Annotated in this window: 18 protein-coding genes; 3 read left to right on the top strand and 15 right to left on the bottom strand. The window is 61.5% G+C overall.

What is annotated here, in order from left to right; genetic code table 11:
- Window positions 1-37: 37 nt before the first annotated feature.
- Both PSEBG33_RS06015 and PSEBG33_RS06020 read right to left on the bottom strand, forming a co-directional pair.
- Window positions 38-4993, bottom strand: coding sequence for a hemagglutinin repeat-containing protein (locus tag PSEBG33_RS06015; RefSeq protein ID WP_005790853.1), 4956 nt, complete (start codon window positions 4991-4993; stop codon window positions 38-40).
- Between the two features lie 106 nt (window positions 4994-5099).
- On the bottom strand, window positions 5100-6815 hold the full coding sequence (locus PSEBG33_RS06020; protein ID WP_005790852.1) for a ShlB/FhaC/HecB family hemolysin secretion/activation protein: 1716 nt from the start codon (window positions 6813-6815) through the stop codon (window positions 5100-5102).
- Between the two features lie 471 nt (window positions 6816-7286).
- Between PSEBG33_RS06020 and nadA the strand changes: the two genes are divergently transcribed.
- Entirely contained in the window at window positions 7287-8345 is a 1059-nt protein-coding gene (gene nadA / locus PSEBG33_RS06025; protein WP_005790851.1) for a quinolinate synthase NadA, read from the top strand.
- A 123-nt stretch (window positions 8346-8468) separates the two neighbouring features.
- On the opposite strand, the gene PSEBG33_RS06030 is transcribed toward nadA, so the two are convergent.
- From PSEBG33_RS06030 to arcD (PSEBG33_RS06085), 12 genes are all read right to left on the bottom strand, one after another.
- A complete protein-coding gene (locus tag PSEBG33_RS06030) occupies window positions 8469-8957 on the bottom strand; it encodes an RDD family protein (RefSeq protein WP_005790850.1) in 489 nt (162 codons plus the stop codon).
- Window positions 8958-9051: 94 nt separating this feature from the next.
- The gene (locus tag PSEBG33_RS06035) at window positions 9052-9264 is read right to left on the bottom strand and encodes a cold-shock protein (protein ID WP_005790849.1); all 213 of its coding nucleotides are present in this window, start codon (window positions 9262-9264) and stop codon (window positions 9052-9054) included.
- A gap of 393 nt (window positions 9265-9657) precedes the next feature.
- Entirely contained in the window at window positions 9658-10782 is a 1125-nt protein-coding gene (gene gcvT, locus PSEBG33_RS06040; RefSeq protein WP_005790848.1) for a glycine cleavage system aminomethyltransferase GcvT, read from the bottom strand.
- A gap of 39 nt (window positions 10783-10821) precedes the next feature.
- On the bottom strand, window positions 10822-12198 hold the full coding sequence (locus PSEBG33_RS06045; RefSeq protein WP_005790847.1) for an L-serine ammonia-lyase: 1377 nt from the start codon (window positions 12196-12198) through the stop codon (window positions 10822-10824).
- A 162-nt stretch (window positions 12199-12360) separates the two neighbouring features.
- The gene (gene gcvP, locus PSEBG33_RS06050; protein ID WP_005790846.1) at window positions 12361-15198 is read right to left on the bottom strand and encodes an aminomethyl-transferring glycine dehydrogenase; all 2838 of its coding nucleotides are present in this window, start codon (window positions 15196-15198) and stop codon (window positions 12361-12363) included.
- Between the two features lie 10 nt (window positions 15199-15208).
- Window positions 15209-15592, bottom strand: coding sequence for a glycine cleavage system protein GcvH (gcvH, locus tag PSEBG33_RS06055; RefSeq protein ID WP_005790845.1), 384 nt, complete (start codon window positions 15590-15592; stop codon window positions 15209-15211).
- Window positions 15593-15938: 346 nt separating this feature from the next.
- The gene (locus PSEBG33_RS06060; protein ID WP_005790844.1) at window positions 15939-17447 is read right to left on the bottom strand and encodes a sigma-54-dependent transcriptional regulator; all 1509 of its coding nucleotides are present in this window, start codon (window positions 17445-17447) and stop codon (window positions 15939-15941) included.
- Window positions 17448-17632: 185 nt separating this feature from the next.
- Window positions 17633-17995, bottom strand: a complete 363-nt coding sequence (locus tag PSEBG33_RS06065) for a DUF5064 family protein (protein WP_005790842.1) — start codon at window positions 17993-17995, stop codon at window positions 17633-17635.
- An 18-nt stretch (window positions 17996-18013) separates the two neighbouring features.
- A complete protein-coding gene (gene arcC / locus PSEBG33_RS06070; RefSeq protein ID WP_005790840.1) occupies window positions 18014-18943 on the bottom strand; it encodes a carbamate kinase in 930 nt (309 codons plus the stop codon).
- A gap of 154 nt (window positions 18944-19097) precedes the next feature.
- Window positions 19098-20108 (bottom strand): ornithine carbamoyltransferase, encoded by a 1011-nt coding sequence (locus PSEBG33_RS06075; protein WP_005790837.1) that lies wholly within the window; start codon window positions 20106-20108, stop codon window positions 19098-19100.
- Window positions 20109-20120: 12 nt separating this feature from the next.
- The gene (arcA, locus tag PSEBG33_RS06080; protein ID WP_005790835.1) at window positions 20121-21377 is read right to left on the bottom strand and encodes an arginine deiminase; all 1257 of its coding nucleotides are present in this window, start codon (window positions 21375-21377) and stop codon (window positions 20121-20123) included.
- Between the two features lie 25 nt (window positions 21378-21402).
- Window positions 21403-22830 (bottom strand): arginine-ornithine antiporter, encoded by a 1428-nt coding sequence (arcD, locus tag PSEBG33_RS06085; RefSeq protein WP_005790833.1) that lies wholly within the window; start codon window positions 22828-22830, stop codon window positions 21403-21405.
- Between the two features lie 404 nt (window positions 22831-23234).
- Between arcD (PSEBG33_RS06085) and arcD (PSEBG33_RS06090) the strand changes: the two genes are divergently transcribed.
- A complete protein-coding gene (gene arcD, locus PSEBG33_RS06090) occupies window positions 23235-24662 on the top strand; it encodes an arginine-ornithine antiporter (protein ID WP_005790831.1) in 1428 nt (475 codons plus the stop codon).
- Window positions 24659-25522 carry a DNA-3-methyladenine glycosylase family protein gene (locus PSEBG33_RS06095; protein ID WP_005790829.1) on the top strand — a complete coding sequence of 288 codons (864 nt, stop codon included), beginning with the start codon at window positions 24659-24661 and terminating at the stop codon, window positions 25520-25522. The genes arcD (PSEBG33_RS06090) and PSEBG33_RS06095 overlap by 4 nt, the downstream gene beginning before the upstream one ends.
- A 102-nt stretch (window positions 25523-25624) precedes the next feature.
- Here PSEBG33_RS06095 and PSEBG33_RS06100 read toward each other — a convergent pair whose 3' ends face one another.
- Complete coding sequence (locus PSEBG33_RS06100; RefSeq protein ID WP_005790827.1) at window positions 25625-26974, bottom strand: CoA transferase; 1350 nt, start codon at window positions 26972-26974, stop codon at window positions 25625-25627.
- Window positions 26975-26995: the final 21 nt, after the last annotated feature.

The raw sequence follows: 26995 nt of genomic DNA, 5'->3' as shown, positions 1-26995 counted from the left end.
GCTCCCTCGCCACAGAAGCATTCTGCTGTTTTAAGCGTTAGTTGACGGCCTGATCAATCCCCGCCTGCAAGGCCTGGCTCTCTCGATGGCCACCGGCGCGCAGAAGGCCCAGGTTCAAGGCTTGATCCTTGCGCGTGGCGTCGTCCTGTTTCTGGGTCAGTTCGTCCTTGGCCCCGAGTGCGAGGTTGACCGGTGATTTGGAGACATTCAGCCCGACATCGGCGCGGTAGTCGCTGCCTGCCAGTGTGGTTGCGGTGACCCTGGAACCGCCCAGCTCGACCTTGCCATGCTCGGCACTGATCCGCGCACCCGTGAGGCGCGTATCACCACCGACCTGCAGACTGACGCCCTGGCTGCCGCGAATGCCTGACGCCTGAGCGACGCTGTCCTTGATCACATGGCTGACGTCCAGGTTCAGGGTCGGGGTGTAGTTGGTGTTGCCACTCTTGTCACCGAACAACACGCTTTCAGCCGTATCGGCCACCTTGCTGCCGGTGGTGTTCTTGCCGCTGACAACGTAGCTGTCGCTGGTTTTTGGCCAGACCTTGTCCTTGAAGCCCGACAGGCGCGTGCCCAGCGCATCCGTCTTGTCTGCCAGGTAAGCCTTGGCCTTGTCCACGCGGGTGCCGAAGGCGCCGCGGGGCTCGGGGTTCACGTCGTAACTGGCGCTGCGGGTGAGTTTTTCTTCCAGGCGTTCCTTGACGTTGACCACGCTGTCGAGCACTTTGTCCTTGGCCGCAGCCAGGTGCCCGGTGCCCTTGTCGACCACGTTCTCCAATTTGTCGCGATGCTTGTCGAACGCGCCTTCGGCCTTGGCTTTTACGGTGTCCTTGAGTGGGCCGCTGGCTTTGGCGAGTTTATCGACCACGCCAGGCTGGTTTTTCTCGACATCCAGTTTGGCATCGACATGAACCTGGGTGCTGGTGACCTGGTCCTTGCGGCTTTCGACAACGAGGTCGCCACCCACCTTGCCGCTCACCTGCTCGGCGTCGATGCGTGCGCCCGCCAGACGGGTATCGCCGGCACTGTTGATGACCACGGTATCGGCCTTGATCAGGCTGTCGTGCTGGGTGGTGCCTTGCACGTGATCCACATCGACCTTGGCCCGCGCATTGATGCCGCGTTGGGTCTTGGGTGTCTCGTGTTCACCGGCGTCGGCCAAGGTGGTCTTGCCCACGCTGGCGCCCGCGCCCAGGGTCACGCCCCAGCTGTCATGAGCCTGGGTCGACTGTGCCGACTCCTGCAGGACGCCGCCGTTTTGTGCGTCGAGGTTGACGCTGGCCGCGCTGACCTGAGTACCCTGCAAGTGAATGGCATCGGCTGCATCGGCACCGCTGGCGAGGCTGACCTTGCCGGTGCTGTGCTGTTGCCCGACGACTACGGCCTGGTCATCTTCGGCCACCTTGCCGATGTTGAAATTGGCGCTGAGGTTGCCGGTCTTGCTGCTGCTTTCGGCGCTGCTGGTTTTGCCGGCGCCAAGGGTCAGGCCGCCGCCCAGGTTGCTGCCGTTGCTGACGTGGCGGTGGGTGGCGGCTTGCAGGTCCAGCTTGCCGCCGGCATTGAGGCTGATATCGCCGGTCTTGGCGGTGTCGGTACCGATCTGCGTGCCTTGCAGGGTCATGTCGCCGCCGCTACCGAGTTGGATCGGCCCGCTGCCCTGGAGCGTCGCGACGCGGGCCTGGCTGTCCTGGGTGTCGAGGCGCTGGTTATCCAATTGCACACCGGCACCGAGGTTGATGTTGGTGCCATTGGCGCCGGGCGCTGTGCCCACGGTCAATGACGCGTTACCGCGCAACGTGCTGCTGGTGTTGCTCTGGGTGTCGTTGGCCTGGTTGAGCGCCAACTCACCGCCGGTCTTGAGGTTGACGCTTGCCTGGCCGCCGTTGAACTGGCTGCCTTCATAACTCGCATCGCCCTTGGTCTGGAGGCTCACGCCCTGGGTGCCCGCGTAGCTGCCGACCAACGCCGTGCTGCTGGCTTGGCTTACATCACGGCTGCCGCCGCTGCCGCTGCCACGTACATTCACGTCCTCGCCGGTGGTGGTGTAGACCCGCACGCCGACCTTGGCGTCCACGCCTTGCTCGCTGCTGCTGTGGGTATTGGCTGCCGCCTTGGCGATATGCTCGCCGGCATTGATGGTCAGCCCGCCCTCGGTGGCGCGGTATTGCGTGCCCTCATCCTGCAACTTGCCGACGCTATCGACCTGCACCGTGGCGCCACTGAATTGGCTGACCACGGCGGTGCTGTCCTGTTGTGTGCGGGTGCTGTGGGTATGCCCGACTTCCACATCCAGCCCGACATTGGGTTGTTCGAATGCGTCCAGCAAACCCGGCTGATGGAACTTGGCCTGGGCCACGCCTTCAACAGCTTTTTCGATCGGGCGGGTAATGCCTTTGTATTCCACATTGGCGCCGACATCGGCGGTCCAGCCGTTTTGCTTGTGGGTACTGGTCTCGGTGGAATGGGCGGCCAGGTTGTCGATCTGGCCCGCGTTGACGCGCAGCTCGGTGCCGGCCTTGGCCTGTGCACCCTCGCTGGTGAAGGTGTTGCCAGCATTGATGGTCAGCTTGCCGGTCGCGGCCACGGTGCTGGTTTGCGCGGTGGTTTTTTCAGCGGTGTCGTGGCTGCTCTGGTGGCTGAACTGAGCACCATTGCCTGCCCGATCAATGCCGCCGGTGTAGTAGAAACTGCCGCCGGTGGTGGTCTTGTCTACGGCTTCGGTGCGCTGGTCGTGGGCGGCCAACAGCTCGACGTTTTTGCCGCTCAGGCTCGCATCGCCATCGGTGGCCTGGAGGTTGGAGCCGCTGATGCTGACGTCACCACCGGCGTTAATCGCCACACTGGCGCCGTTGATGCTTGAAGCCTGCTGCCCGGTGGTGTCGGTCTGGCGGGTTTGCTGCTGGTCTTCATAGCTCAGGCCCGCACGGTACTGGCGGCTGACACCTTCAGTTTCCTTGGCGTAGCCATCGAAGCCGCGGGTATGGGTGCTGGTGGTGTCGTGGGCGGTGTTCTGCTCCGCAACGACCTTGATATCGCCCTTGGCATTCGCTTGCAGTTCACCCGCGGCGGACACCTGGGAGCCACTCACCGTGATGTCCTTGGCGCTTTGCAGCTTGAGGTTGCTGTCCGAGCGCAGGTTACTGGCAACCACGGTGCTGTCCTTGAGGTTCTTGCGGCTTTCATCCTTGGAGATGCCGAAGAACTTGCTGTCGTTGCTGTAGCGGTTGTCGTGGGAGGTGTCTTGTACGCCGTCGATCACCAGCGAGCCTTTGTCGCTGATGACACTGGCCTGCTTGCCGCCTCGGGCCTGGCTGCCGCTGATGCGCACGTCGTCGGCCTGGACGATCAGCTTGCCGTCGGCATTCACCTTGCTGGCGGTGTTCAAGGTCTTGCCCTGGTTGCCGTCGCCGTTCTTGCCGAAGAAGCTGCCGCCGGTGAGGTCGCCTGCGTAGGTGTTGTCGCTGCTGCTTTGGGTGCGGCTGGCGCTGGTGATGTCCACTTGGCGGCCTGCCAATTGGATGTCCCCTGGGGTTTTCAGCTCGGCGCCCTGCAATTGCAGTTTCTGTTTACTGGTCAGCTCCAGCGTGTGGCCGGCCTTGAGGCTGCTGGTGATGCTGCGCTGTTCGCTGCTGGATTTGTCCCAGTTGGCTTTCCACAGGTGCTTGCGGTGGTTGCCCTGGTCGCGGGTCTCATGGGTTTCGGTAGCGGCGGTCACCTGCAGGTCGGCGCCGCTGTTGACGCGCAAGGCGTGGCCCGCTTCGACGTGGCTGGCTTTGATGTCGGCCTTGGCGCCGGAAGACAATGCCGCGTCCTGTTGGGCGACGAGCGTGTTGCCGTGCTGGCGGGAATCCTTGTCGGTGGTGGTGCGGTCGTAGGTTTCGTAGGTGAACAGGAAGTTGCTGTTGTCCCACTGTTCACGTTTTTCCTGAAGCTTGCGGCTTTCCAGGCTGCTGAGGGTCAGGTTGCGCCCGGCATCCAGCTTGACGTTGCGCCCGCCTACGTCAGTGGCGGCCAGGTTCAAGTCCTTGGCGCTGCGCAAGTCGACGTCGCCCTGGCGGCTCTGCACCCCGGCGCGGGTGGCGTCGAGACTGTTGGCGTGGACTTGGCCGCTGATATCGAGGTCGCCGGCCGAGTTGATCTTTACACCGTCAGTGCCTTGCACCTGCACACCACCCACACGTACCCCGGCCCCTTCGGCGGTGCTGATGATATTGATGCGCCCGGCCTGCATCGCGCCGAACAGGCGTGCGTCGATGCGTTGCTCCTGGGCCTTGCCGGCCGGGTCGACCTGGCGTACTTCGCCGCTGGCGAAATCCACCTGGTTGCGACCGACTGTGAGGTTCAATTGATCACGGGCACTGAGGCGACCCTCGCTGTCGATGCGTGGCGCGATCAGCTTGATGGAGCCCTCGCGGTTGTGCAGGCCCTGGCCCTGGATCGTCAGTTGGCCGTTGGCATCGCGGGTGCTCAAGGCTTGCAGCTTGCCGTCGTTGAGTTCCGGGCGGCCCACCACCAGGTTGGCATTCGGGGTGTTGATGAAGCTGCCGCCATTGACCGAAATGCCGTTGGGGTTGGCCAGCACATAATCGGCGGCCTGGCCGAAAATCTCCTGGGCGCCGTTGAGGGCCGAGGCATTGCGGCTGATCACTTCGTTGAGGATCACGCTCGCCGCCTGGCCCTGAAACTGCGGGTTGGCCGCCAGTTGCCCGGCCAGTTGGGATTGGCCGGCCTGCAAGGCGTTGTTCAACACCAGGCCCTGGCGGTCGACGTTGTAGTCCAGAAACTGGTTATGGGACAGGCCGCCGGCATTCGGCGCGACAATGTTGACGATGGGTACACCGCCCTGGTCTTGCAGTTGCGGCGTGCCGCCTGGGCCTGTGACGACGGTCACGCCGCCAGCCAGTACCAACTGTGGCAGCAGAAACAGGCTGGCAATGGCCCAGCGCAGTTTGCCCTGGGGTGAAAGGTGAAAGCTGTGTGAAGTAGTCGGCATAAATAATTTCGCTCTGTGTTGGCTGATCCGCGACGTGCGTTGTTCGTTGCAACGCTGCTGTGGTGGTCAGGTACGGCGGTTGTCTCAGGCTAAAAACAGCGGTGGTTCATATTTGCAGGCTCAGGCGTGTCAGCCAGACCTCCGGCTCCTGGCGAAAACCTGTGGGAGTGTTGAGGTTGCGTTGGTAATCGATGTCCAGTTGCACGTTCTTCCAGCTCAGGTTGAGCCCAGCACTGGCACCGCTCAGGCGTTGGCTCTGGGCGCCGTGTTCGCGCTTGACCCAGCCGTTGTCCACGCCCAGGCGCGGGGTGATCTTTACCGGTAAGTCGCTGTTAAGCGGCAGGCGCAGGGTGTTGCGCCACACCGCGCCAAGCGCGCCGGAGGTGCTGTTTTCGCGGTAGCCGCGCACCGCCGAGTCGTCGGTGATCAGCAGTTGTTCGATGGCGGGCAGGGCGTCCGGGCTGTATTGCACCGACAGCTGGCTTTGCCACTGCCACGGCTGCGCTGACCATTGGCCGTTGCGCCATTGGGTGAGGTTGGCGCGGTACTTGTGGAACTGCGCCTTGGGGTGTTTTTTTTGCACCTGGTCGGCATCCCGATCGGCGCCGAACCACGTCAGGCCCTGGGCGTAATTGACGTCCAGGTTCCACACCGCACTGTTGAGCCAGAACAGGTTGAGGCCCGCTTCGGCCACCGTCAGCGTCGGGCTCTGAATGTCCAGATGAACCTTTTGCAGGTAACTGTCGACGTCCTTGTAGGCCAGTTGCAGGTTGGCGCTCAGTTGGTGGCTCTGGTCGCGCCACAGCACGCGGTCGCTGCGCAGGCTGAGCTGATCGGTGCGGCCACTGTTGTAAAGCGTCGTGCGGCTGAGCTTGAACGGTGAGCGGTATTCGGCATGGCTGGCGAACAGGCTGTAGGTCCAGTAACCGTAAGGGATGGAATAGAACAGGCTGTGGCTGCGGCTGTAGCGTGGCCCATGGTTGAGCGTGTCACTGAAGCTCAGGTTGAGCGAGTCGTTGATTTGCAACGGGCTGTCCAGGCTCACGCTGATGGCGTTGCGATCACGCCCGGTGCCGGCGCTGCCGAGGTTATCGACCCCAAGCCCGAGCGCCCAGCGCGAGGCACTGCTGCGCGAGCGCAGGATGATGCGTGAGGCGCCGGGTGTGCTGCCGGGGGCGATGTCGGCGGTCAGGTCCACCGAGCGCAGGCGGTTGAGCTGGTCCAGGCCCTGCTCCAGGTCGCGCAGGTTCAGCGGTTTGCCGAGCATCCCGGGGAATGCCCCGCCCAGCGCCACCGGCAGGCTCTGATCGGCCAACTCGATGGCCTCCAGGTAGCCTTCTTCGACATGAATATCCAACGGCTGCCCGGCGGCCGGCGCACTGATCAGGTACGGGCGGCTGGCGATGTAACCGGCCTCGACGTACAGCTGGGTGATCTGCGCCAGCAGGCGGTTGATCTGCGTGACACCCATGCACGGGGCCAGGTAGGGTTCGATGTGTTTGTCCAGCTCGCTACGGGTGAACAGCGTAACTCCGGCCAGACGCGTACCGCTCAGGGGCCAGCAACCTTCATCCTTGGCAGTCTCTTTTGGCATGGCCGGCGTGGCCGGTTGCGTGCCGAAACTGCCGCGCTGCATTTGGCGCTGGCGTTGCTCCAATTGTAATTGCTGCAAATCGCGCTGCTGTTGCTGCTGCAAGCGCAGGGCTTCCTGGCCGGGCTGTGGGCCATCGGCGGCAGCCACTGGCAGTGCCCACAGGCAGAGCAGGGCGATGCCCAGTTTTCGGGTACAACACAGGTGTGCGGTTGAGAGCTGATGTGGCACTCGACTTCCTTAAACGTAGAAATACACGCGATGCATCCGCCCGAGCCAAACAGTGAACTCAGCGGGACTTGCCACACTTGAGTGAGTGGTAGACGGTTTGTTACATCGCTGTAGGATTTATCACACAATACGTAAGAAAGGTCGCGTAATTAAGTGCTTTTATGCACATTTTTGGTGCGGCTTGAGGTGTACAGGCCCGTCATTCCTGCGTTTAAAGGCGTTTAAGTGGCAGAGGGATGGTTTGGATTGTTGTCAAGACTTCGCCTAATCGGCTGGACCCGATCAAGGGACGGCAGCTCGCCTCGTTGCCAGATTAGGCTTTTGAATCCATTGGATATTCTGTAGCCTTGCGCAGCTTCAGCTTTACCCGTGCTTGATGAACAAAAACACTTCGTCCGGCGGCGCCCGAAGGGCTCCCGAGCCGGTGGTACACTCGACTTTCGCGCTACTGCGCCTGCAGGTCTTGCGAACATGACGCACATTTCCGAACGCCTACTGGTTCAAGCCCACCTCGACGCCAAACAGCCCAAGGTTCTCAGCGTTGCTGAAGAGGCAAGCTTGCGTACTGCCATCGCCGCCGAGCTCAAGGCTCAGGACGCGGTGCTGGTCGCCCACTTTTACTGCGACCCGGTGATTCAGGCCCTGGCCGAAGAAACTGGCGGCTGTGTTTCCGACTCCCTGGAAATGGCCCGCTTCGGCGCAGCCCACCCAGCCAAGACCGTGCTGGTGGCCGGTGTGCGATTCATGGGGGAGACCGCCAAGATCCTCACCCCGGAAAAACGCATTCTGATGCCTACCCTGGAAGCGACGTGCTCCCTGGACCTGGGGTGCCCGGTGGATGAGTTTTCTGCATTTTGTGATCAGCATCCCGAGCGCACCGTGGTGGTGTACGCCAACACCTCGGCCGCGGTCAAAGCCCGCGCCGATTGGGTGGTGACCTCCAGTTGCGCGCTGGAAATCGTCGAGAGCCTGATGGACAACGGCGAGACCATTATCTGGGGCCCGGACAAACACCTGGGCACCTACATCCAGCGCCAGACCGGCGCCGACATGCTGCTGTGGGACGGTGCCTGCATCGTGCACGAAGAGTTCAAGTCCAAGCAGCTGGAAGACATGAAGGCGCTGTACCCGGATGCGGCGATCCTGGTGCATCCGGAGTCACCGACTTCGGTGATCGAATTGGCGGACGCGGTGGGTTCCACCAGCCAACTGATCGCTGCGGCGCAGCGCTTGCCGAACAAGACCTTTATCGTGGCGACTGATCGCGGCATCTTCTACAAGATGCAGCAGCTGTGTCCGGACAAGATCTTCATCGAAGCACCCACCGCCGGCAACGGCGCCGCGTGCCGCAGCTGCGCGCACTGCCCGTGGATGGCGATGAATACGCTGGAGCGTACATTGCAGTGTTTGCGTGAGGGCAGTAACGAGATTTTCGTCGAGCCGTCGGTGATTCCGCAGGCGGTGCGGCCGCTCAAGCGGATGTTGGACTTTACCCAGGCTGCACGGTTGAAACTGGCCGGCAACGCCTGAACACAAATCAAAATGTGGGAGCTGGCTTGCCTGCGATAGCGGTCTTGCAGCCAAGCACCTGTGACTGTTACTCCGCTATCGCAGGCAAGCCAGCTCCCACAGTTGATCGGCGATGTGCTTGAGTTACTTCTTTTGCTTCGGGATCCGCACCAGTTGCGTATCCGAATAGATGTCATGCCAGCTGCGTTTGTGTTTATCGAACAACGACCAGATAAACCCCAGCCCCACGCACAACCACGACGCAATCGACACCACAAAACGCAGCAACGCCTGCCACAGGCTGATCCGCGAGCCGTCGGCGTTTTGCACGCGTACGCCCCACACCTGCATGCCCAGGGTTTGCCCCGAATGGGTCCAGAACTTGGCGAAGAAACCAAACAGTACAAACAACAGGATCGTCGACAACAACGGGTCACCGTCCAGCGCGCCGGACTCGGTGAGTGTGCGCATCTTCGCTTCGCCGATGAAGGCGATCCACACCAGCTTGTAGATGAACGCCGTGACGATCAGCAGGGCGGTGCATAACAGGAAGTCATAGAACATCGCTGCCAGGCGACGGCCCAGGCCAACGGCGGGGAATTCGCCCTGGGGGCTCAACAGGGGTTTGGACATGGCAGGGCTCTCTGGAGAAAGCACGCAGTTTACGCAATGGCGCCCATAAAAAAGCCCCTGATGTCATATCAGGGGCTTTTTGTCGCAGTAGGGATCAGCCTTCTGCTTGTACTTCGTCAGCCTGCAGGCCTTTTTGGCCTTGTACTGAAATGAAGGTGACCTTCTGGCCTTCCTTCAGGCTCTTGAAGCCATTGCCCTGAATAGCGCGGAAATGCACGAACAGATCCGGGCCGCTCTCAGGAGTGATAAAACCAAAGCCTTTTTCGTCGTTGAACCACTTGACGGTACCGCTCTGACGCTCAGCCATTTTCTTCTTTCCTTTGACGCTAAAAATTAATGACAGCCCCTTTCACACGAAAGAGTACTGGGCTGGGTTGCAGGAAAGTTAAGAGACGTCGAACGGGTTGTAGCAACTACTTCAGCTACTGCCCAGGTCCAGGTTCCAAGCGACCCATGCAAACACAGTGAGCAAACTCTACGCCAACTAATATGAAAAAAACAAGCCCCGCGCAAGGCCCCGGTTTTGCTGGGGTGCATGACACTTTGTTGAATGCTGAACGGCTGGCTTATTCGATAGAGTAGTTCACTTGTTATAGGGCTATTCCTATAAAAATGACTATCGTAAATGCACTGTTTTATGGCGGTTGCGTTACAGTTTAGTGCACGTTAACGCAACCGCGTTACTTATAGAAACAATCCCTCAGCCGCGATAGTAACGTTGCGGCACAAATGGCATTTTACTTACACGTAATGGCACCTTTTTCCCACGCACCAACGCAGACACTTCGGTATCCAGTGCAGTGAAGGCCGTGTCCAGGTAACCCATGGCCAGCGGGCCCCCCAGGCTCGGGCCAAAACCGCCGCTGCACACGGTGCCGATCACGGTGCCGTGTTCGTCGACAATCTCTGCACCTTCACGCACCGGGGTGCGCTCCTGAGGCAGCAAGCCCACGCGCTTGCGGCTGACGCCGGCTTGTTGCTGGGTGAAGATCCGGTCGGCGCCGGGGAAAGCGCCGGCACGCGGGCCATCCGCACGCCGGGCCTTGGAGATCGCCCACAACAGGCTGGCTTCGATCGGGGTGGTGTCGGTGTTCATGTCGTGGCCGTACAGGCACAGGCCGGCTTCCAGGCGCAGCGAATCGCGGGCGCCCAGGCCGATAGCCTGTACTTCGGCTTCGGCCAGCAGGCTGCGTGCGAGGCTTTCGGCATTTTCAGCCGGCACGGAGATTTCGAAGCCGTCTTCACCGGTATAGCCGGAGCGGCTGACATAGCAGTCCACGCCCAGCAAACGCAGGGTGGCGAATTGCATAAAGGTCATCCGGGTGACTTCAGGTGCCAACCGCGCCAGCACCTTCACCGCAGCCGGGCCTTGCAGGGCCAGCAGGGCGCGTTCTTCGAACAGCGGTTCGATGGTGCATTGGTCGCCGATGTGTTGACGCAGGTGTGCCAGGTCCTGGTCCTTGCAGGCGGCATTGACCACCAGGAACAGTTCGTCGTTGCCCAGGTTGGCCACCATCAAGTCGTCGAGGATGCCGCCTTGCTCGTTGGTGAACATGGCGTAGCGCTGCATGCCCACCGGCAGGTCGATGATGTCGACCGGCACCAGGGTTTCCAGGGCCTTGGCGGCATTGGCACCGGTCAGGCGGATCTGGCCCATGTGCGACACGTCGAACAACCCGGCCTGATCACGGGTGTGCTGGTGTTCTTTCATAACACCCAGCGGGTACTGCACCGGCATGTCGTAGCCGGCGAAGGGCACCATGCGTGCGCCCAGTTCGAGGTGCAGGGCGTGCAGAGGGGTTTTCAACAGGGTTTCGGTGGACATATTCAGCTCCTGAAAAACGTGCCGACGCGCTTGTGGGCGTCAGCACTCGATAATGTTGACCGCCAAACCGCCACGGGCGGTTTCCTTGTATTTGCTTTTCATATCGGCGCCGGTCTGGCGCATGGTGCGGATGACCTTGTCGAGGGATACAAAATGCTGCCCGTCGCCGCGCAGGGCCATGCGCACGGCATTGATCGCCTTCACCGAGCCCATGGCATTGCGCTCGATGCACGGCACCTGCACCAACCCGCCAATCGGGTCGCAGGTCAGGCCGAGGTTGTGTTCCATGCCGATCTCGGCGGCGTTTTCCACTTGGGACACGCTGCCGCCCAGCACTTCGCACAGGGCGCCCGCGGCCATGGAACAGGCCACGCCCACTTCACCCTGGCAGCCGACTTCGGCGCCCGAGATCGAGGCGTTTTCCTTGTACAGGATGCCGATGGCGGCGGCGGTGAGCAGGAAGCGCACCACGCCGTCTTCGTTAGCGCCCGGGATAAACCGCATGTAGTAATGCAGCACCGCCGGTACGATCCCCGCTGCACCGTTGGTGGGCGCGGTGACCACGCGCCCGCCATTGGCGTTTTCTTCGTTGACCGCCAGGGCGTAGAGGTTGACCCAGTCCAGCACCGACAGCGGGTCGCGCAGGGCGGACTCGGGGTTCTTGCACAATTGCCTGTGCAGCGCCGCCGCCCGGCGCTTGACCTTCAAGCCTCCGGGCAAGATGCCTTCGTTGCGACAGCCGGCGTCGACGCAGTCCTGCATGACCTGCCAGATTTTCAACAGGCCGCTGCGGGTTTCCGCTTCCGGGCGCCAGGCGCTTTCGTTGGTCAGCATCACCTGGCTGATGGACAGCCCATAGGTGGTGCAATGGCCGAGCAGGTCCTTGGCGTGCTTGAACGGGAAGGTCAAGGGCGTTGCATCTTCGACGATCCGGTCGGCGCCGGCAGCGTCTTCATCCACCACAAACCCACCACCGACCGAGTAGTACTCGCGGCTGCGAATCTGGATGCCGGCGGCGTCAAAGGCGCGGAAGATCATGCCGTTGGGATGGTAGGCGAGGGGTTTGCGAATCATCGCCAGGTGTTCTTTCTCGTTGAACGCAATGCTGTGTTCTCCGAGCAGGTTGAGGCGCCCGTCGCTGCGCATCTGCGCCAGGCGTGCAGCCACGGTTTCGGTATTGACGGTGTCCGGGTGTTCGCCTTCCAGGCCCAGCAGTACGGCCTTGTCGCTGCCGTGGCCTTTGCCGGTGGCGCCGAGCGAGCCATAGAGTTCCACTTTGATGCCGGTGGTGGCGCTCAGCAGGTTGTCACGCTTGAGGCCCTCGACGAATCGAGCCGCCGCACGCATCGGGCCGACGGTGTGGGAGCTGGAGGGGCCGATGCCAATCTTGAACAGGTCGAACACGCTTAAAGACATGAGTTGTTCTCCGGTTTCTTATTATTTTCTGAATACCGACTCGGTCAGTGTGGGAGCCGGGCTTGCCCGCGATCGCGGTGGCTCAGGCAACATCGCTGTCAACTGATACACCGCTATCGCAGGCAAGCCAGCTCCCATAATGACCGCGTTTCTCCAGTCAGATCAGGCGTAGCTCTCGATCGATGGGCATGCGCAAACGAGGTTACGATCGCCAAACACATTGTCGACCCGGCCAACCGGCGGCCAGTACTTGCCTTCGATCAGCGAAGCAACCGGGTACACCGCTTGCTCACGGCTGTAGGGGTGGCTCCATTCGCCCACCAGTTCAGCAGCGGTGTGCGGCGCGTTCTTGAGCGGGTTGTCGTCCTTGTCCAACGTGCCGTTTTCCACTGCACGGATCTCTTCGCGGATGGCGATCATGGCGTCGCAGAAGCGGTCCAGTTCTTCCTTGGATTCACTTTCGGTCGGCTCGATCATCAAGGTGCCGGCCACCGGGAACGACATGGTCGGCGCATGGAAACCAAAATCGATCAGGCGCTTGGCCACGTCGTCCACGCTGATGCCGCTGCTGTCTTTCAACGGGCGCAGGTCGAGGATGCATTCGTGGGCCACCAGGCCGTTGCTGCCGGTATAGAGCACGGGGTAATGCTCTTCGAGGCGACGGGAGATGTAGTTGGCATTCAGGATCGCCAACTGCGACGCGCGCTTGAGGCCGGCGCCGCCCATCATGCTGATGTACATCCAGGTGATCGGCAAAATGCTCGCGCTGCCGAACGGTGCGGCGCATACCGCGCCTTCCTTGCGTTCCATGGCCGCGTGGCCGGGCAGGAACGGCGTGAGGTGCGACTTGACGCCAATCGGGCCAACACCCGGGCCGCCACCGCCATGGGGGATGCAGAAGGTCTTGTGCAGGTTCAGGTGGGACACGTCGCCGCCGAACTTGCCCGGTGCGCAGAGGCCGACCATCGCGTTCATGTTGGCGCCGTCGATGTACACCTGGCCGCCGTTGTCGTGGATGATCGCGCAGATTTCGCGGATGCCTTCCTCGAACACACCGTGAGTGGACGGGTAGGTGATCATCAGCGCGGCGAGGTGCTCACGGTGTTCGATGGCCTTGGCGCGCAGGTCTTCGATGTCCACGTTGCCGCGCGCATCGCAAGCGGTTACCACTACGCGCATACCGGCCATGTTGGCGGTGGCGGGATTGGTGCCGTGGGCCGACGACGGGATCAGGCAGATGTCGCGACGTTCTTCGCCACGGCTCTGGTGATAGGCGCGGATGGCCAGGAGGCCTGCGTATTCACCCTGGGAACCCGCGTTGGGCTGCAAGGAGATCGCATCGTAGCCGGTCGCCGCGCAGAGCATGGCTTCCAGTTCGGTGGTCAGTTGCAGGTAGCCGGCGCTTTGCGCGGCGGGGGCGAAAGGGTGCAGGGCACCGAACTCGGCCCAGGTCACCGGGATCATTTCGCTGGCGGCGTTGAGCTTCATGGTGCACGAACCCAGCGGGATCATGGTGCGGTCCAGTGCCAGGTCCTTGTCGGCCAGCTTGCGCAGGTAGCGCATCAGCTCGGTTTCGGAGTGATAGCGGTTGAACACCGGGTGGCTGAGGATCGGCGACTGGCGCAGCAGGGCGGCCGGCAGGGTGCTGTCGGTTGCAGCGAAGGCCGGCAGGGTTTTGCCGTCGGCGAAGATGGCCCACAAGGCCTGGATATCAGCCTGGGTGGTGGTTTCGTCGACCGACAGGCCAACACGCTCGGCGTCCACGACGCGCAGGTTGATGCGCTGGGCGCGGGCCTTGTCATGCAGGGCGGCGGTGTGGGTGCCGGTGTTGATTGTCAGGGTGTCGAAGAAGTGTTGCTGCTCGACTTTCAAGCCCAGGGCCGTCAAGCCCTTGGCCAGGATCGCGGTCAACTGGTGAATGCGCTGGGCGATCTGGGTCAGGCCCTTGGGGCCGTGGTACACGGCGTACATGCTGGCGATATTGGCCAGCAGCACTTGGGCGGTGCAGATATTGCTGGTGGCTTTCTCGCGGCGGATATGTTGCTCGCGAGTCTGCATGGCCAGGCGCAGGGCCGGCCTGCCGAAGCGGTCTACCGACACGCCGACCAGACGGCCTGGCATATCGCGCTTGAACGCATCCTTGGTGGAGAAGTACGCCGCGTGCGGGCCACCGAAGCCCAGCGGCACGCCGAAGCGTTGTGCGCTGCCAATAGCGACGTCGGCGCCGAATTCACCCGGCGGGGTCAGCAGGGTCAGGGCCAGCAGGTCGGCGGCCACGGCTACCAGTGCGTTGGCGGCGTGGAAGCGCTCGGTCAGTTCGCGGTAATCGAATACATCGCCGTTGCTGGCCGGGTATTGCAGCAGGGCGCCGAAGAACGGGCTGACGTCGGTCAGTTCGCGCTCATCGCCCACCACCACGTCGATGCCCAGTGGCTCGGCACGGGTGCGCAGTACGTCGAGGGTTTGCGGGTGGCTGTGCACCGAAGCGAAGAATGCGTTGCTGCCTTTGTTCTTGCTCAGGCGCTTGCAGAAGGTCATGGCTTCGGCGGCGGCGGTGGCTTCATCGAGCAGGGAAGCGTTGGCAATCGGCAGGCCGGTGAGGTCGCTGATCAGGGTCTGGAAATTGAGCAGCGCTTCCAGGCGGCCCTGGGAAATCTCGGGTTGATAGGGCGTGTAAGCGGTGTACCAGGCCGGGTTTTCCAGCAGGTTGCGCAGGATCGGCGACGGCGTGTGGCAGTTGTAATAGCCCTGGCCGATGTAGGTCTTGAACAGTTGGTTCTTTCCGGCAATGGCCTTGATCTTGGCCAGGGCCTCTGCTTCGCTCAAGCCGTCTTCCAGGCCGAGCACGCTGGTACCCTTGATGCTTTCCGGGATCACGCTGGCGCTGAGGGCTTCGAGGGAATCAAAGCCCAGGCTGGCGAGCATTTGCTGCTCATCTTCCTGGCGCGGGCCGATGTGGCGGGCGATGAATTCGTTGGCGGTGGTCAGATTAACGGTCATGGCGCGCTCCTCAGGCTTCTGCGTTGGCTTTGATCAGACGGTCGTACGCATCCTGATCCAACAGCTTAGCCACTGCATCGGCGTCGGCGGGTTTAAAGCGGAAGAACCAGCCTTCGCCCATCGGGTCTTCGTTGACCAGTTCCGGGCTGCCATCGAGTTTGTCGTTCACTTCCAGCACTTCACCGTCCAGCGGCATGTAGACGCCGCTGGCGGCTTTGACCGATTCCACGGTGGAGGCTTCGGCGCCCTTGTCGTAAGCCTGCAACTCCGGCAGTTGCACGAAAACCACATCACCCAGCGCGTTCTGCGCGAAAGCGGTGATGCCCACGGTGACGCTGCCATCGGCTTCGGCGCGCAGCCATTCGTGATCTTCAGTGAAACGCAACTCGCTCATGGAAACTCCTCAGGGCCAGAATCGTCTGGTGGACGGGATTGGAATAATGGGGAGTTGCTTAGCAATATTGCGGCCAAGGTTATTAAGTCTTTATAAATCAGATACTTGATGAAAATAGCTATAACGTTGGCGTGTTTGGGTGTAGCGATTTCGCTACAGTCGAGTGCGTTAAAAAAAGCCTATGTGGATCAAAGCCTTGCATGGCGCGTAAAAAACAGGGTTGTAGCGATATCGTTACGCTGTAGCGCTTTCAGTACACTGAATGTCGTTCCTGGACCAAATTTTGGAATGCTCTCCAAATGTGGGAGGGGGCTTGCTCCCACATTTGTTTGTATTCCAACTTGAATCAGGGTTTGTTGGGGATGCCGTATTTGCGCAAGCGATGGGCAATTGCGGTATGTGAGGTCTGTAGGCGGCTGGCGAGCTGGCGCGTCGAGGGGTAGCTGGCGTAGAGCTTTTCCAGCAGATCGCGCTCAAAGTCTTCCACCGCCTGTTCCAGGCTGTCGACTTCGCCATCGCTCTGGCGCGCCACCGACGTACCGGCGATGTCCAGGTCGCCGATATCTACCAGGCTTCCTTCGCAGATGGCCGCAGCGCGGAAGATCACGTTTTGCAGTTGCCGCACGTTGCCCGGCCAGCGGTTGCCCAGCAGCGCCGGGTAAGTGCCGGGCGCCAGGCGGCAGACCGGGCGCTGGATCTGCGCGCAGGCTTGCTGCATGAAATAGCGGGCCAGCAGCAGGATGTCCTGGCCGCGTTCGCGCAGCGGCGGCACTTCAACGTTAAGCACATTGAGGCGGTAGAACAGGTCTTCGCGAAAGGTGCCCTCACTGACCATTTTTTCCAGGTCGCGGTGGGTAGCGCTGAGGATGCGCACATTGACCTTCACCTCACGGTCACCGCCCACCCGACGAAAGCTGCCGTCATTGAGAAAACGCAGCAACTTGGCTTGCAGGTACGGTGACATCTCGCCGATCTCATCGAGAAACACCGTGCCCTGGTTCGCCAGTTCCATCAGCCCTGGCTTGCCACCGCGCTGGGCGCCGGTAAAGGCGCCAGGGGCGTAACCGAACAACTCGCTTTCGGCGAGGTTTTCCGGCAGCGCCGCGCAGTTCAACGCCAAAAACGGCGCACTGTGGCGCGTGCTGATCGCGTGGCAGGCGCGGGCCACCAGCTCCTTGCCGGTGCCGGTTTCGCCCTGGATCAGCAGCGGTGCATCCAGCGCCGCCACCCGTTGTGCCCGGGCCTTGAGGGTGCGGATCGCCGGGGATTCGCCCAGCAGCGCATCAAAACCTTCAGCATGGTCGTGGTGCAGCGCCGATAGCTGTTCGCCGATGCGGTTGGGCTGGTAGAGGGTGAGCAGGGCACCGGCGTCGGTGATCGGCGTGGCGTCCAGCAGCAGGGTCTGGCCATTGACGCTGATCTCGCGCAACGGCAAGCGAAAGCCATGCTCCAGCAAGGTCTCCAGCAGCGCAGGGTCGTTGAACAACTCGGCGATGCTTTCGCCGGCAGGTTCGCGCCCGTACAGCGCGATCAATGCCGGGTTGGCCAGCAAAATCTTGCCCGCGCTGTCCAGGGCCAGCACCGGGTCGGTCATGGCTGCCAGCAGGGCGTCCAGTTGCAGGTGGCGGCGTTGGCCCGGGAGGATGTCGACCACCTTCACCGCTTGCACGCCGTGCACGCTGAACAACGCATCGCGCAGCTCTTCGAGCACCTCGGCGCTGAGGGTGGGGGCGTCGATATAGACGTTGGGCGGCACCATCTCCACCGCATCCAGGTTGAGATTGCGCCCACCGAGCAAGGCCAGGACTTCCTGGGTGATGCCGACGCGGTCGATGAAGCTGACGTGGATACGCATGGGGCGGTTGGCAATTCTGGAGAGCAGAGGTGGCAAGTATGCCTGAGAGGTGATGGAGATCAAAAATGTGGGAGGGGGGTTGCCTGCGACGGCGAACGATCAGTCAATACTTGCGGCGACTGATCCACCGCTATCGCAGGCAAGCCAGCTCCCACACTTGATCTGTTTTGGCTGTGGGGGCGGGGTTACTCCAGGTGTTCGGGTTTGACCGGGTCTCCTGGCTTCACATCCAACTGATGCCGCACGTCCTCGAACATCAAGTCGTACTGCTTGTGCATCGAACCGTTCAACACCGCGACCTTCGGCATGCCGTATTTCTGCGCGATGTTCATTGCATGCCGCGCAAAGTCGAATGCCTGGTCCTTGGGCAGGAAGAACTCCTCCTTGAGGTCCTTGCCCTGCACCGAACCGTGCAGTTTGAATAACATGCCTTTGCCTTCCTTGGGGTCCTGGCTGACTTCATAGTCGATGCACAGGTTGTAGCTGTAGTCGTCCTTGTTGAGCGCGTGACGTTCGACGTGCAAGTGACCGGGTTCAAAGATAGCCATAGGCGTTTCTCCTCTACTTCACAGATAGGTGATGCCAGGTGTGGCCGTGCTGATGCGGGTGCCGGCGCTGCCCTGGACGATGGCTTCGATGTCCGAGAGTGAACCGATCACCGCGGTTTTGCCAGTCTGGCGGGCGAACTCGCAGGCTGCCTGTACCTTGGGGCCCATGGAGCCCGCGGCGAAGCCGAGTTTTTCCATGTCGTCCGGGTGGGCCTGGCCGATGGCCTTCTGGGTTGGCTTGCCGAAGTCGATAAAAGCGGCATTGACGTCGGTGGCGATTACCAGCAGGTCGGCGTCCAGTTGCGCGGCCAGCAGCGACGAGCACAGGTCTTTGTCGATCACCGCTTCAATGCCGCGCAGCTTGCCGTCTTCGCCATACATCGTCGGGATGCCGCCGCCGCCGGCGCAGATCACGATGGCTTTTTTCTCCAGCAGCCATTTGATCGGGCGGATTTCAAAGATGCGTTTGGGGCGCGGGCTGGCAACCACACGGCGGTATTTGTCGCCATCGGGTGCGATGGCCCAGCCTTTTTCGGCGGCGAGTTGTTCCGCCTCGGCTTTGGCATACACCGGGCCAATAGGCTTGGTGGGGTTCTGGAAGGCCGGGTCCTTGGCGTCCACTTCCACCTGGGTGAGCAGAGTGGCGAACGGCACTTCAAAGTCCAGCAGGTTGCCAAGTTCCTGTTCGATGATGTAGCCGATCATGCCTTCGGTTTCAGCGCCCAGTACGTCCAGCGGGTAGGGTGAGACGCTGGTGTAGGCCGCCGCCTGCAACGACAGCAGGCCGACTTGCGGGCCATTGCCGTGGGCGATCACCAGCTCGTTGCCGGCGTGGATCTTGGCGATCTGTTCGGTAGCGATGCGGATATTGGCGCGTTGGTTGTCTGCGGTCATGGGTTCACCACGGCGCAGGAGGGCATTGCCGCCCAGGGCTACGACGATGCGCATAGAGAATGTCCTTTCAGGGAACGCATGAACACCTTGGTCAATGTGGGAGCTGGCTTGCCTGCGATGGGGGCCTGGCAGGCGACCTGCTGTTGCCAGGCCCACCGCTATCGCAGGCAAGCCAGCTCCCACACTGACGGTGTTCACACCGTGGAAATTAAATGTCTGCCAACGCCGACACCAGGATCGCCTTGATGGTATGCATGCGGTTTTCCGCCTGCTCAAACGCGATATTGGCCGGCGACTCGAAGACTTCCTCGGTCACTTCCACGCCGTTGGCCAGGTGCGGATAGCGCGCAGCGATGTCCTTGCCGACCTTGGTTTCGCTGTTATGGAACGCCGGCAAGCAGTGCATGAATTTCACCCGGGGGTTGCCCGAGGCTTTCATCATCTTGGCGTTGACCTGGTACGGCAGCAGTTGCTCGATACGCTCGTCCCACGCTTCCACCGGCTCGCCCATGGACACCCAGATATCGGTGTGGATGAAGTCCACGCCCTTCACTGCTTCTTTCGGGTCTTCAGTGATGGTGATGCGTGCGCCGCTTTCCTCGGCAAACGCCTGGCATTGCTTGATGAAATCCTCGTGCGGCCACAGCGCTTTCGGCGCGCCGATGCGCACGTCCATGCCGAGCTTGGCGCCGATCATCAGCAGCGAGTTGCCCATGTTGTAGCGGGCGTCCCCGAGGTAGGCGTAGCTGATGTCATGCAGCGGCTTGTCGCTGTGTTCGCGCATGGTCAGGGTGTCGGCGATCATTTGGGTCGGGTGGAATTCGGCAGTGAGGCCGTTGAACACCGGCACACCGGCGAACTTGGCCAGCTCTTCGACGATTTCCTGTTCGAAGCCACGGTACTCGATGGCATCGAACATCCGGCCCAGGACACGGGCGGTGTCTTTCATGCTTTCTTTGTGGCCGATCTGCGACGACACCGGGTCGATGTAGGTGACGTGGGCGCCCTGGTCATGGGCCGCGACTTCGAAGGCGCAACGGGTGCGGGTCGAGGTTTTTTCGAAGATCAACGCGATGTTCTTGCCTTGCAGGTGCGGACGCTCGGTGCCGGTGTACTTAGCGCGCTTGAGGTCGCGGGACAGGTCCAGCAGGTAGTTCAGTTCGCGAGTAGTGTGGTGCATCAGCGACAGCAGGCTGCGGTTGCGCATATTGAAAGCCATGATGGAATCTCCTTAATAGTCGATAGGGTCGCGGATGATCGGGCAGGTCATGCAGTGGCCGCCGCCACGGCCACGGCCGAGCTCACCGGCGCTGATGGTGATGACTTCTACACCGGCCTTGCGCAGCAGGGTGTTGGTGTAGGTGTTGCGGTCGTAGCCAATCACCACGCCCGGTTCCACGGCCACCACGTTGTTGCCGTCATCCCATTGCTCGCGTTCGGCGGCGAAGCTGTTGCCGCCGGTCTCGACCACGCGCAGTGCCTTGAGGTTGAGCGCTGCGGCGACGGTTTCGAGGAAGTTGGTTTTCTCCCGTTGAATGTCGATACCGTGAGGCTTGCTTTCGTCAGGGCGCAGGGTGAACGGCACGATCTGGTTGACCACTTCCGGGAAGACGGTGACCAGGTCGCGGTCGCAGAAGCTGAACACGGTGTCCAGGTGCATCGCGGCGCGGGATTTGGGCAGGCCGGCCACGATGACGCGCTCCACCGCTTTGTTCTTGAACAGGTTGCGCGCCAGTTGGCCGATGGCCTGGTGGGACGAGCGCTCGCCCATGCCGATCAACACCACGCCGTTGCCAATCGGCATCACGTCGCCGCCTTCCAGTGTGGCAGCGCCGTGCTCCTGGTCGGGGTCGCCGTACCAGATCTGGAAATCTGCGTTGGTGAACTCCGGGTGGAACTTGTAGATGGCGGAGGTCAGCAGGGTTTCCTGGCGTCGCGCCGGCCAGTACATCGGGTTGAGCGTTACGCCGCCGTAGATCCAGCAGGTGGTGTCGCGGGTGAACTGGGTGTTGGGCAGCGGCGGCAGGATGAAGCTGGCGTGGCCGAGGAAGTCGCGGAACATCTCGATGGTCTTGCCACCGAAACTGCTCGGCAGGTCATCGGCCGATACGCCACCGATCAAATACTCGCTGATCTTGCGCGGCTCCAGGCTACGCAGCCACGAGCCGACTTCGTCGACCAGGCCCAGGCCCACGGTGTTGGCGGTGATCTTGCGTTGCAGGATCCAGTCCAGCGCTTCGGGGATGGCGACGATATCGGTGAGCAGGTTGTGCATTTCCAGCACATCAATATCCCGCTCGCGCATCTTGGTCACGAAGTCGAAGTGGTCGCGTTTGGCCTGGGCCACCCACAGCACGTCATCGAACAGCAGCTCGTCGCAGTTGTTGGGGGTCAGCCGCTGGTGGGCCAAACCTGGGGAGCACACCATGACTTTGCGCAGTTTGCCGGCTTCGGAATGTACGCCGTACTTAACTTTTTCCGTGGTCATTACAGATCCTCCAGTGAACATACAATTACAGAGTCAGGAAGCCGTCGTAGAGCCCATAGGCCGCCACCAGGGCGCCAATGACCACTGCGGCGAAAATCAGCTTCTCGACGTTGGTGAAAATCGGTTTGCCCAGTTCACGCTTGGCCTTGGCGAACAGGATCGCGCCAGGGGCGTAGAGCAGGGCGGAGAGCAGCAGGTATTTGGTGCCGCCGGCATAGAGCAGCCAGATCGCGTAGATCAGGGCGATGGCGCCGATGAACAGGTCTTTCTTGCGCTCCTTGAGCGCGTTTTCGTAGGTCTCGCCGCGCACCGCCAGCAGCAGGGCGTAGGCCGCCGACCACAGGTAAGGCACCAGGATCATCGAGGTGGCGAGGTAGATCAGCGACAGGTAGGTGCTCGCGGAAAACAGGGTGATCACCAAAAATATCTGCACCATCGCGTTGGTCAGCCACAGGGCGTTGACCGGCACATGGTTGGCGTTTTCCTTGCGCAGGAACTCCGGCATGGTGTGGTCCTTGGCGGCGGCAAACATGATCTCCGCACACAGAAGCACCCACGACAGCAACGCGCCCAGCAACGAGATGATCAGGCCGACGCTGATCAGCACCGCACCCCAGTGGCCCACCACATGCTCAAGCACGGCAGCCATCGACGGGTTCTGCAACTTGGCCAGTTCCGGTTGGGTCATGATCCCCAAAGACAGCACGTTCACCAGCATCAGGAACAGCAGCACAGTGATAAAACCAATCACGGTGGCCTTGCCCACGTCGCTGCGTTTCTCGGCACGGGAGGAAAAGATGCTCGCGCCTTCGATGCCGATGAACACCCACACGGTGACCAGCATCATGTTGCGCACCTGGTTCATCACACTGCCCAGGTCGGGGTTTTTCACACCCCAGATGTCAGCGGTGAAGATGTCCAGCTTGAACGCGAACAGGGCGATGAGCACGAACAGCAGTAGCGGCACGACCTTGGCGACCGTGGTCACCAGGTTGATGAACGCTGCTTCCTTGATGCCGCGCAGCACCAGAAAGTGCACCGCCCACAGCAGTACCGAGGCACCTATCACCGCCGCTGGCGTGTTGCCTTCGCCAAAGATCGGGAAGAAGTAACCCAGGGTGCTGAACAAGAGTACGAAGTACCCGACGTTGCCCAGCCAGGCACTGATCCAGTAGCCCCAGGCTGATGAAAACCCCATGTAATCGCCGAAACCGGCCTTGGCGTAGGCGTACACCCCGCCGTCGAGATCGGGCTTGCGGTTGGCGAGGGTCTGGAACACGAATGCGAGGGTCAACATGCCGATGGCGGTGATAACCCAACCAATCAACACGGCGCCTACGTCGGCACTGGCGGCCATGTTTTGCGGGAGTGAAAAGATCCCGCCGCCAATCATTGAGCCCACGACAAGTGCAACCAGCGCACCAAGCCTAAGTTTTCCGGGAGAATCAGACATTGCGTGACTCCAATGCAGGAGAAGAGAGATCACAGAATAATTCCGTGCGCTAATAAAACAGCTGACTCAGATCACTTCATTGGCACATTCCATTGTGAATTAACGACTTAGGGTGGCAGTTGCGGGGCGACACGGCCTGTGCAAAGGCGCTCGCTAGAGCGGTCTCCTACAATGTGGTTAATCATTTGGTCAGGGGCATGGATGTTGACGCTAGTTCGTATTTGCGGATGTGCAAACTTTTTGTACGTTGTCTGACGAGCGCTTCATAATTGCCGTATTTAAATTCTAAATAAGCCTAAACTTCCCGCGTTTACATACCCATATGTTATGAAGCGCTAGCGTCATTAAATTGAATTAGTTGAGTGCGCGGTGGTCGGCTCAAACATTTATTGCGAGGAACCTGCATGTCTCAACCAGCCCAGAAACTTCGGCTCAGTGCCCTGATCGCCCTGGTAGTAGGTTCGATGATCGGCGGCGGGATCTTCTCGCTCCCGCAAAACATGGCAGCCCGCGCCGAAGTGGGAGCAGTGCTGATCGGTTGGGCCATTACCGCGGTTGGCATGTTGACCCTGGCGTTTGTGTTCCAGACCCTGGCCAACCGCAAACCGGAACTGGATTCCGGGGTGTACGCCTACGCCAAGGCCGGCTTCGGCGATTACATGGGGTTCTCCTCGGCCTGGGGCTACTGGATCAGTGCGTGGATGGGCAACGTCGGCTATTTCGTGTTGCTGTTCAGCACCCTGGGTTACTTTTTCCCGGCGTTCGGTCAGGGCAATACACCACTGGCCATCGGTTGTGCATCGCTGTTGCTGTGGGCGGTGCATTTTCTGGTGATGCGCGGGATCAAGGAAGCGGCGTTCATCAACCAGATCACCACCGTGGCGAAGATCGTGCCGCTGCTGATGTTTATCGTGATTGCCGCCGTAGCGTTCAAGGCCGACATCTTCACCCGTGATATCTGGGGCCTGGGCAATCCGCAGATGGGCAGCGTGGTCGAGCAGGTGCGCCACATGATGCTGGTCACGGTGTTTGTGTTTATCGGTATCGAAGGCGCCAGTGTGTACTCGGCGCGGGCCGAGAAACGCTCGGATGTGGGGCGCGCGACGGTGATTGGTTTCCTGGGGGTGCTGGCGCTGCTGGTGCTGGTGAATGTGCTGTCGTTGGGCATCATGGGCCAGCCGGAACTGGCGCAGTTGCAGAACCCGTCCCTGGCGGGCGTGCTGGAACACATTGTCGGGCCCTGGGGAGCGATATTGATCAGCCTCGGCCTGGCGGTTTCGCTGCTCGGGGCATTGCTTTCGTGGGCGTTGCTCTGCGCGGAAATCCTCTATGCCACTGCCCATGACAAGACCATGCCGGCGTTCCTGAAAAAGGAAAATGCCAATCAGGTGCCGGTTAACGCGTTGTGGCTGACCAATGTGATGATCCAGGCATTTCTGGTGATCACGCTGTTTTCGGCCAGTACCTACACCACCCTGATCTACCTGGCGTCGTCGATGATTCTGGTGCCGTACCTGTGGTCGGCGGCCTATGCGGTGCTGTTGAGCGCGCGTGGCGAAACCTATCAAGGCGCTCAGCGCCGACGCATGAAAGATCTGCTGGTAGGCTTGATTGCTCTCGGTTACGCGGTGTGGCTGCTGTATGCGGGCGGTTTGAAATATCTGCTGCTGTCGGCGCTGCTGTATGCACCGGGTGTGATCCTGTTTGCCCTGGCCAAGCGGGAGCAGGGCCGCCCGTTGTTTACCTCGCTTGAAAAAGGCATTTTCGGTTGTGTGATCGCGGGCGCCGGGTTAGCCGCGTATGGGCTGTATAGCGGGGTATTGTCGCTGTGAGGTTGGCGTATCAACCGCCTTATGACTGGGCGGCGATGGTGGCGTTCTTATCGGCCCGGGCAATCACCGGGTTGGAAACCGTGGTGGCCGGAGTGTATCGACGCAGCATCAGTGTGGCCGGGCGACATGGCTGGATCAGCGTCGAGCCGGGGGCGGGGGATTGGCTGGAGGTGACGGTCGACTTTCCCGAGCCGACCGCGCTGCCCGAGATCGAGCGGCGCCTGCGCAGGATGTTTGATCTGGACGCCGTGCCCGCCGTGATCAACCTGCAATTGGCCAGGGACCCGTTGATGGCGCAACTGGTTGCGGCTCGACCAGGGCTGCGGTTGCCGGGTACATGGGACGGCCTGGAGTTGGCCATTCGCGCAGTGCTGGGCCAGCAGATCACGGTGGTGGCGGCGATCCGGTTGGCGGGCAAGCTGGTGGCTCAGTATGGCCAGCCGCTGCACACCCCCCACGCCGGTATTACTCACCTGTTCCCGGCACCCGAGGTGCTGGCAGCGGCGGACCTGGCGGCCCTGGGCATGCCCAAGGCGCGAGGCCGCACCTTGTCCGGTGTGGCCCAGGCGTTGTTGGATGACCCTCGGATTTTCGAGCCCAAGGCCAGTCTCAAGGACGGTGTTGCACGGTTGGTGGCGTTGCCGGGGATTGGCGACTGGACCGCGCAGTACATCGCCATGCGCCAGTTGCGCGAGGCGGATGCGTTTGCGTCGGGGGACATTGGCTTGATCAATGCGCTGACGGCGCTGGAAGGCGAGCCGGTGTCGGCACGGCAGTTGCTGGCGCGGGCCGAGGCGTGGCGGCCGTTGAGGGCGTATGCGGCGCAGCATTTGTGGACGTCTTTGGGGCGGGGGGATTGATGGGGGCTGTACTGGCCTCATCGGGGGCAAGCCCCTCCCACATTTGATGTGTGAATACATTCAAAAGTGGGAGGGGGGTTGCCCCCGATGGCGGTCTTCAGTTCACCACTGAGGCCGGTGCGCGCCCAATTCCCCTGCCGGCAAATCCCACTGCAACGGCGTGCCACTGATGCTCAGCGGCGCCAGTAACCGATGGGCCTGGCCCCAGGCGGTCTGCTCTACCACCAAGCCTTGATCATTGATGTCTTCGCCGCGCAACGCTGCCTGCTGCGGCACCTGTCCTGGGTCCACCAGCAACTTGGCCGTGCGCGCCAGTGACAACCGCGCCGAACCGCCCCGGCCTGACGCAAACCGCTCGCTCAAGGCCTGGATCGCACTGGCGGCCATCAGGTAACCGGTAGCGTGATCCAGCGCCTGCACCGGCAGCGGCACGGGCTTATCCGCTTGCTTGCAGGCCATGCCCGCCTCGGCGATTCCGCTGCTCATCTGCACCAGGCTGTCAAAACCGCGACGGTTACGCCACGGGCCACTCCAGCCATAGGCATTGAGGCTGACGTCAATCAGGCCGGGGGCGATATGTTGGCGCTCGCCGAGGGTGTAACCCAGCTGTTCCAGTGCATCGGCGCGGTAACCATGGAACAGTACGTCAGCGTCCTTGAGCAAGGCTTCGAATACCTGCCGGCCTTCAGGGCTTTTCAGGTCGAGGCGGGCACAGCGCTTGCCCAGGGTCATTTCCGGTACCACGCCCGGTTCGTTCCAGGTTGGCGAATCGATGCGCAGTACATCTGCACCCAATCCGGCGAGGAAACGACTGGCCACGGGGCCGGCCAATACGCGGGTCAAGTCCAACACCTTGATACCCGCCAGCGGGCGCGCAGGTGAGCCAAGCCAGGGTTTGTCGATACCAGTGTCGAAGACCTGACGCTGTATCAACTCTTCGGCATTCACCGCCAAGCCTTGCGGATGCTGCTGCCAGGCTTGCCACGTACGCATCTGCGCCGCACAACCGCCGGCGTCGACAATGGCCTGTTCCAGTTCTGCGGCGTTCCATGTAGCGACTTTGGTCGCCATCTCGGCGCGGTCGGCCACAGGCCCAAGCACCCGCTCGGCCGCTGCACGGTGATGGGGCGCGTTGGTGTGCAAACGAATCCAGCCATCGGCGCTGGCGTAGTCACCGGCCACCGGGTCCCACAGCGGCGGCACTTGCCAACCCACGGGGCGAATCGACGACGAAAACCACAGCGAGGCGAGACGCCGATCCACGCTGACGCTGGGCAGCCGCCCGGTCTGTTGCTGGATCAACTGGGCAACAGCCTGGCCAGCGGCGCCGATGCTGGCGACGGCCAGGTCGGTCACGGCGAAGGACGAGGGCAGCGCGCCTGCCGAGGTCTCGGGCAGCGCAATGTGCGGTAAATCGAGTGCAGCTTGGATGGGAGTCAGCAGGTCAGTCATCTAAGGCCCTCCGTAAGAGAA

The organism is Pseudomonas synxantha BG33R (genome assembly GCF_000263715.2).
GTDB lineage: Bacteria > Pseudomonadota > Gammaproteobacteria > Pseudomonadales > Pseudomonadaceae > Aquipseudomonas > Aquipseudomonas synxantha_A.
The sequence above is the reverse complement of the archived record's forward strand: the minus strand, read 5'-3'. Positions and strand labels throughout refer to the sequence as shown.

Excerpts from the sequence above, each read along its gene's own strand:
- PSEBG33_RS06015 (WP_005790853.1), bottom strand. The coding sequence starts at position 4,993 with ATGCCGACTACTTCACACAGCTTTCACCTTTCACCCCAGGGCAAACTG.
- nadA (WP_005790851.1), top strand. The coding sequence starts at position 7,287 with ATGACGCACATTTCCGAACGCCTACTGGTTCAAGCCCACCTCGACGCC.
- PSEBG33_RS06030 (WP_005790850.1), bottom strand. The coding sequence starts at position 8,957 with ATGTCCAAACCCCTGTTGAGCCCCCAGGGCGAATTCCCCGCCGTTGGC.
- PSEBG33_RS06035 (WP_005790849.1), bottom strand. The coding sequence starts at position 9,264 with ATGGCTGAGCGTCAGAGCGGTACCGTCAAGTGGTTCAACGACGAAAAA.
- gcvT (WP_005790848.1), bottom strand. The coding sequence starts at position 10,782 with ATGTCCACCGAAACCCTGTTGAAAACCCCTCTGCACGCCCTGCACCTC.
- PSEBG33_RS06045 (WP_005790847.1), bottom strand. The coding sequence starts at position 12,198 with ATGTCTTTAAGCGTGTTCGACCTGTTCAAGATTGGCATCGGCCCCTCC.
- gcvP (WP_005790846.1), bottom strand. The coding sequence starts at position 15,198 with ATGACCGTTAATCTGACCACCGCCAACGAATTCATCGCCCGCCACATC.
- gcvH (WP_005790845.1), bottom strand. The coding sequence starts at position 15,592 with ATGAGCGAGTTGCGTTTCACTGAAGATCACGAATGGCTGCGCGCCGAA.
- PSEBG33_RS06060 (WP_005790844.1), bottom strand. The coding sequence starts at position 17,447 with ATGCGTATCCACGTCAGCTTCATCGACCGCGTCGGCATCACCCAGGAA.
- PSEBG33_RS06065 (WP_005790842.1), bottom strand. The coding sequence starts at position 17,995 with ATGGCTATCTTTGAACCCGGTCACTTGCACGTCGAACGTCACGCGCTC.
- arcC (WP_005790840.1), bottom strand. The coding sequence starts at position 18,943 with ATGCGCATCGTCGTAGCCCTGGGCGGCAATGCCCTCCTGCGCCGTGGT.
- PSEBG33_RS06075 (WP_005790837.1), bottom strand. The coding sequence starts at position 20,108 with ATGGCTTTCAATATGCGCAACCGCAGCCTGCTGTCGCTGATGCACCAC.
- arcA (WP_005790835.1), bottom strand. The coding sequence starts at position 21,377 with ATGACCACGGAAAAAGTTAAGTACGGCGTACATTCCGAAGCCGGCAAA.
- arcD (WP_005790833.1), bottom strand. The coding sequence starts at position 22,830 with ATGTCTGATTCTCCCGGAAAACTTAGGCTTGGTGCGCTGGTTGCACTT.
- arcD (WP_005790831.1), top strand. The coding sequence starts at position 23,235 with ATGTCTCAACCAGCCCAGAAACTTCGGCTCAGTGCCCTGATCGCCCTG.
- PSEBG33_RS06100 (WP_005790827.1), bottom strand. The coding sequence starts at position 26,974 with ATGACTGACCTGCTGACTCCCATCCAAGCTGCACTCGATTTACCGCAC.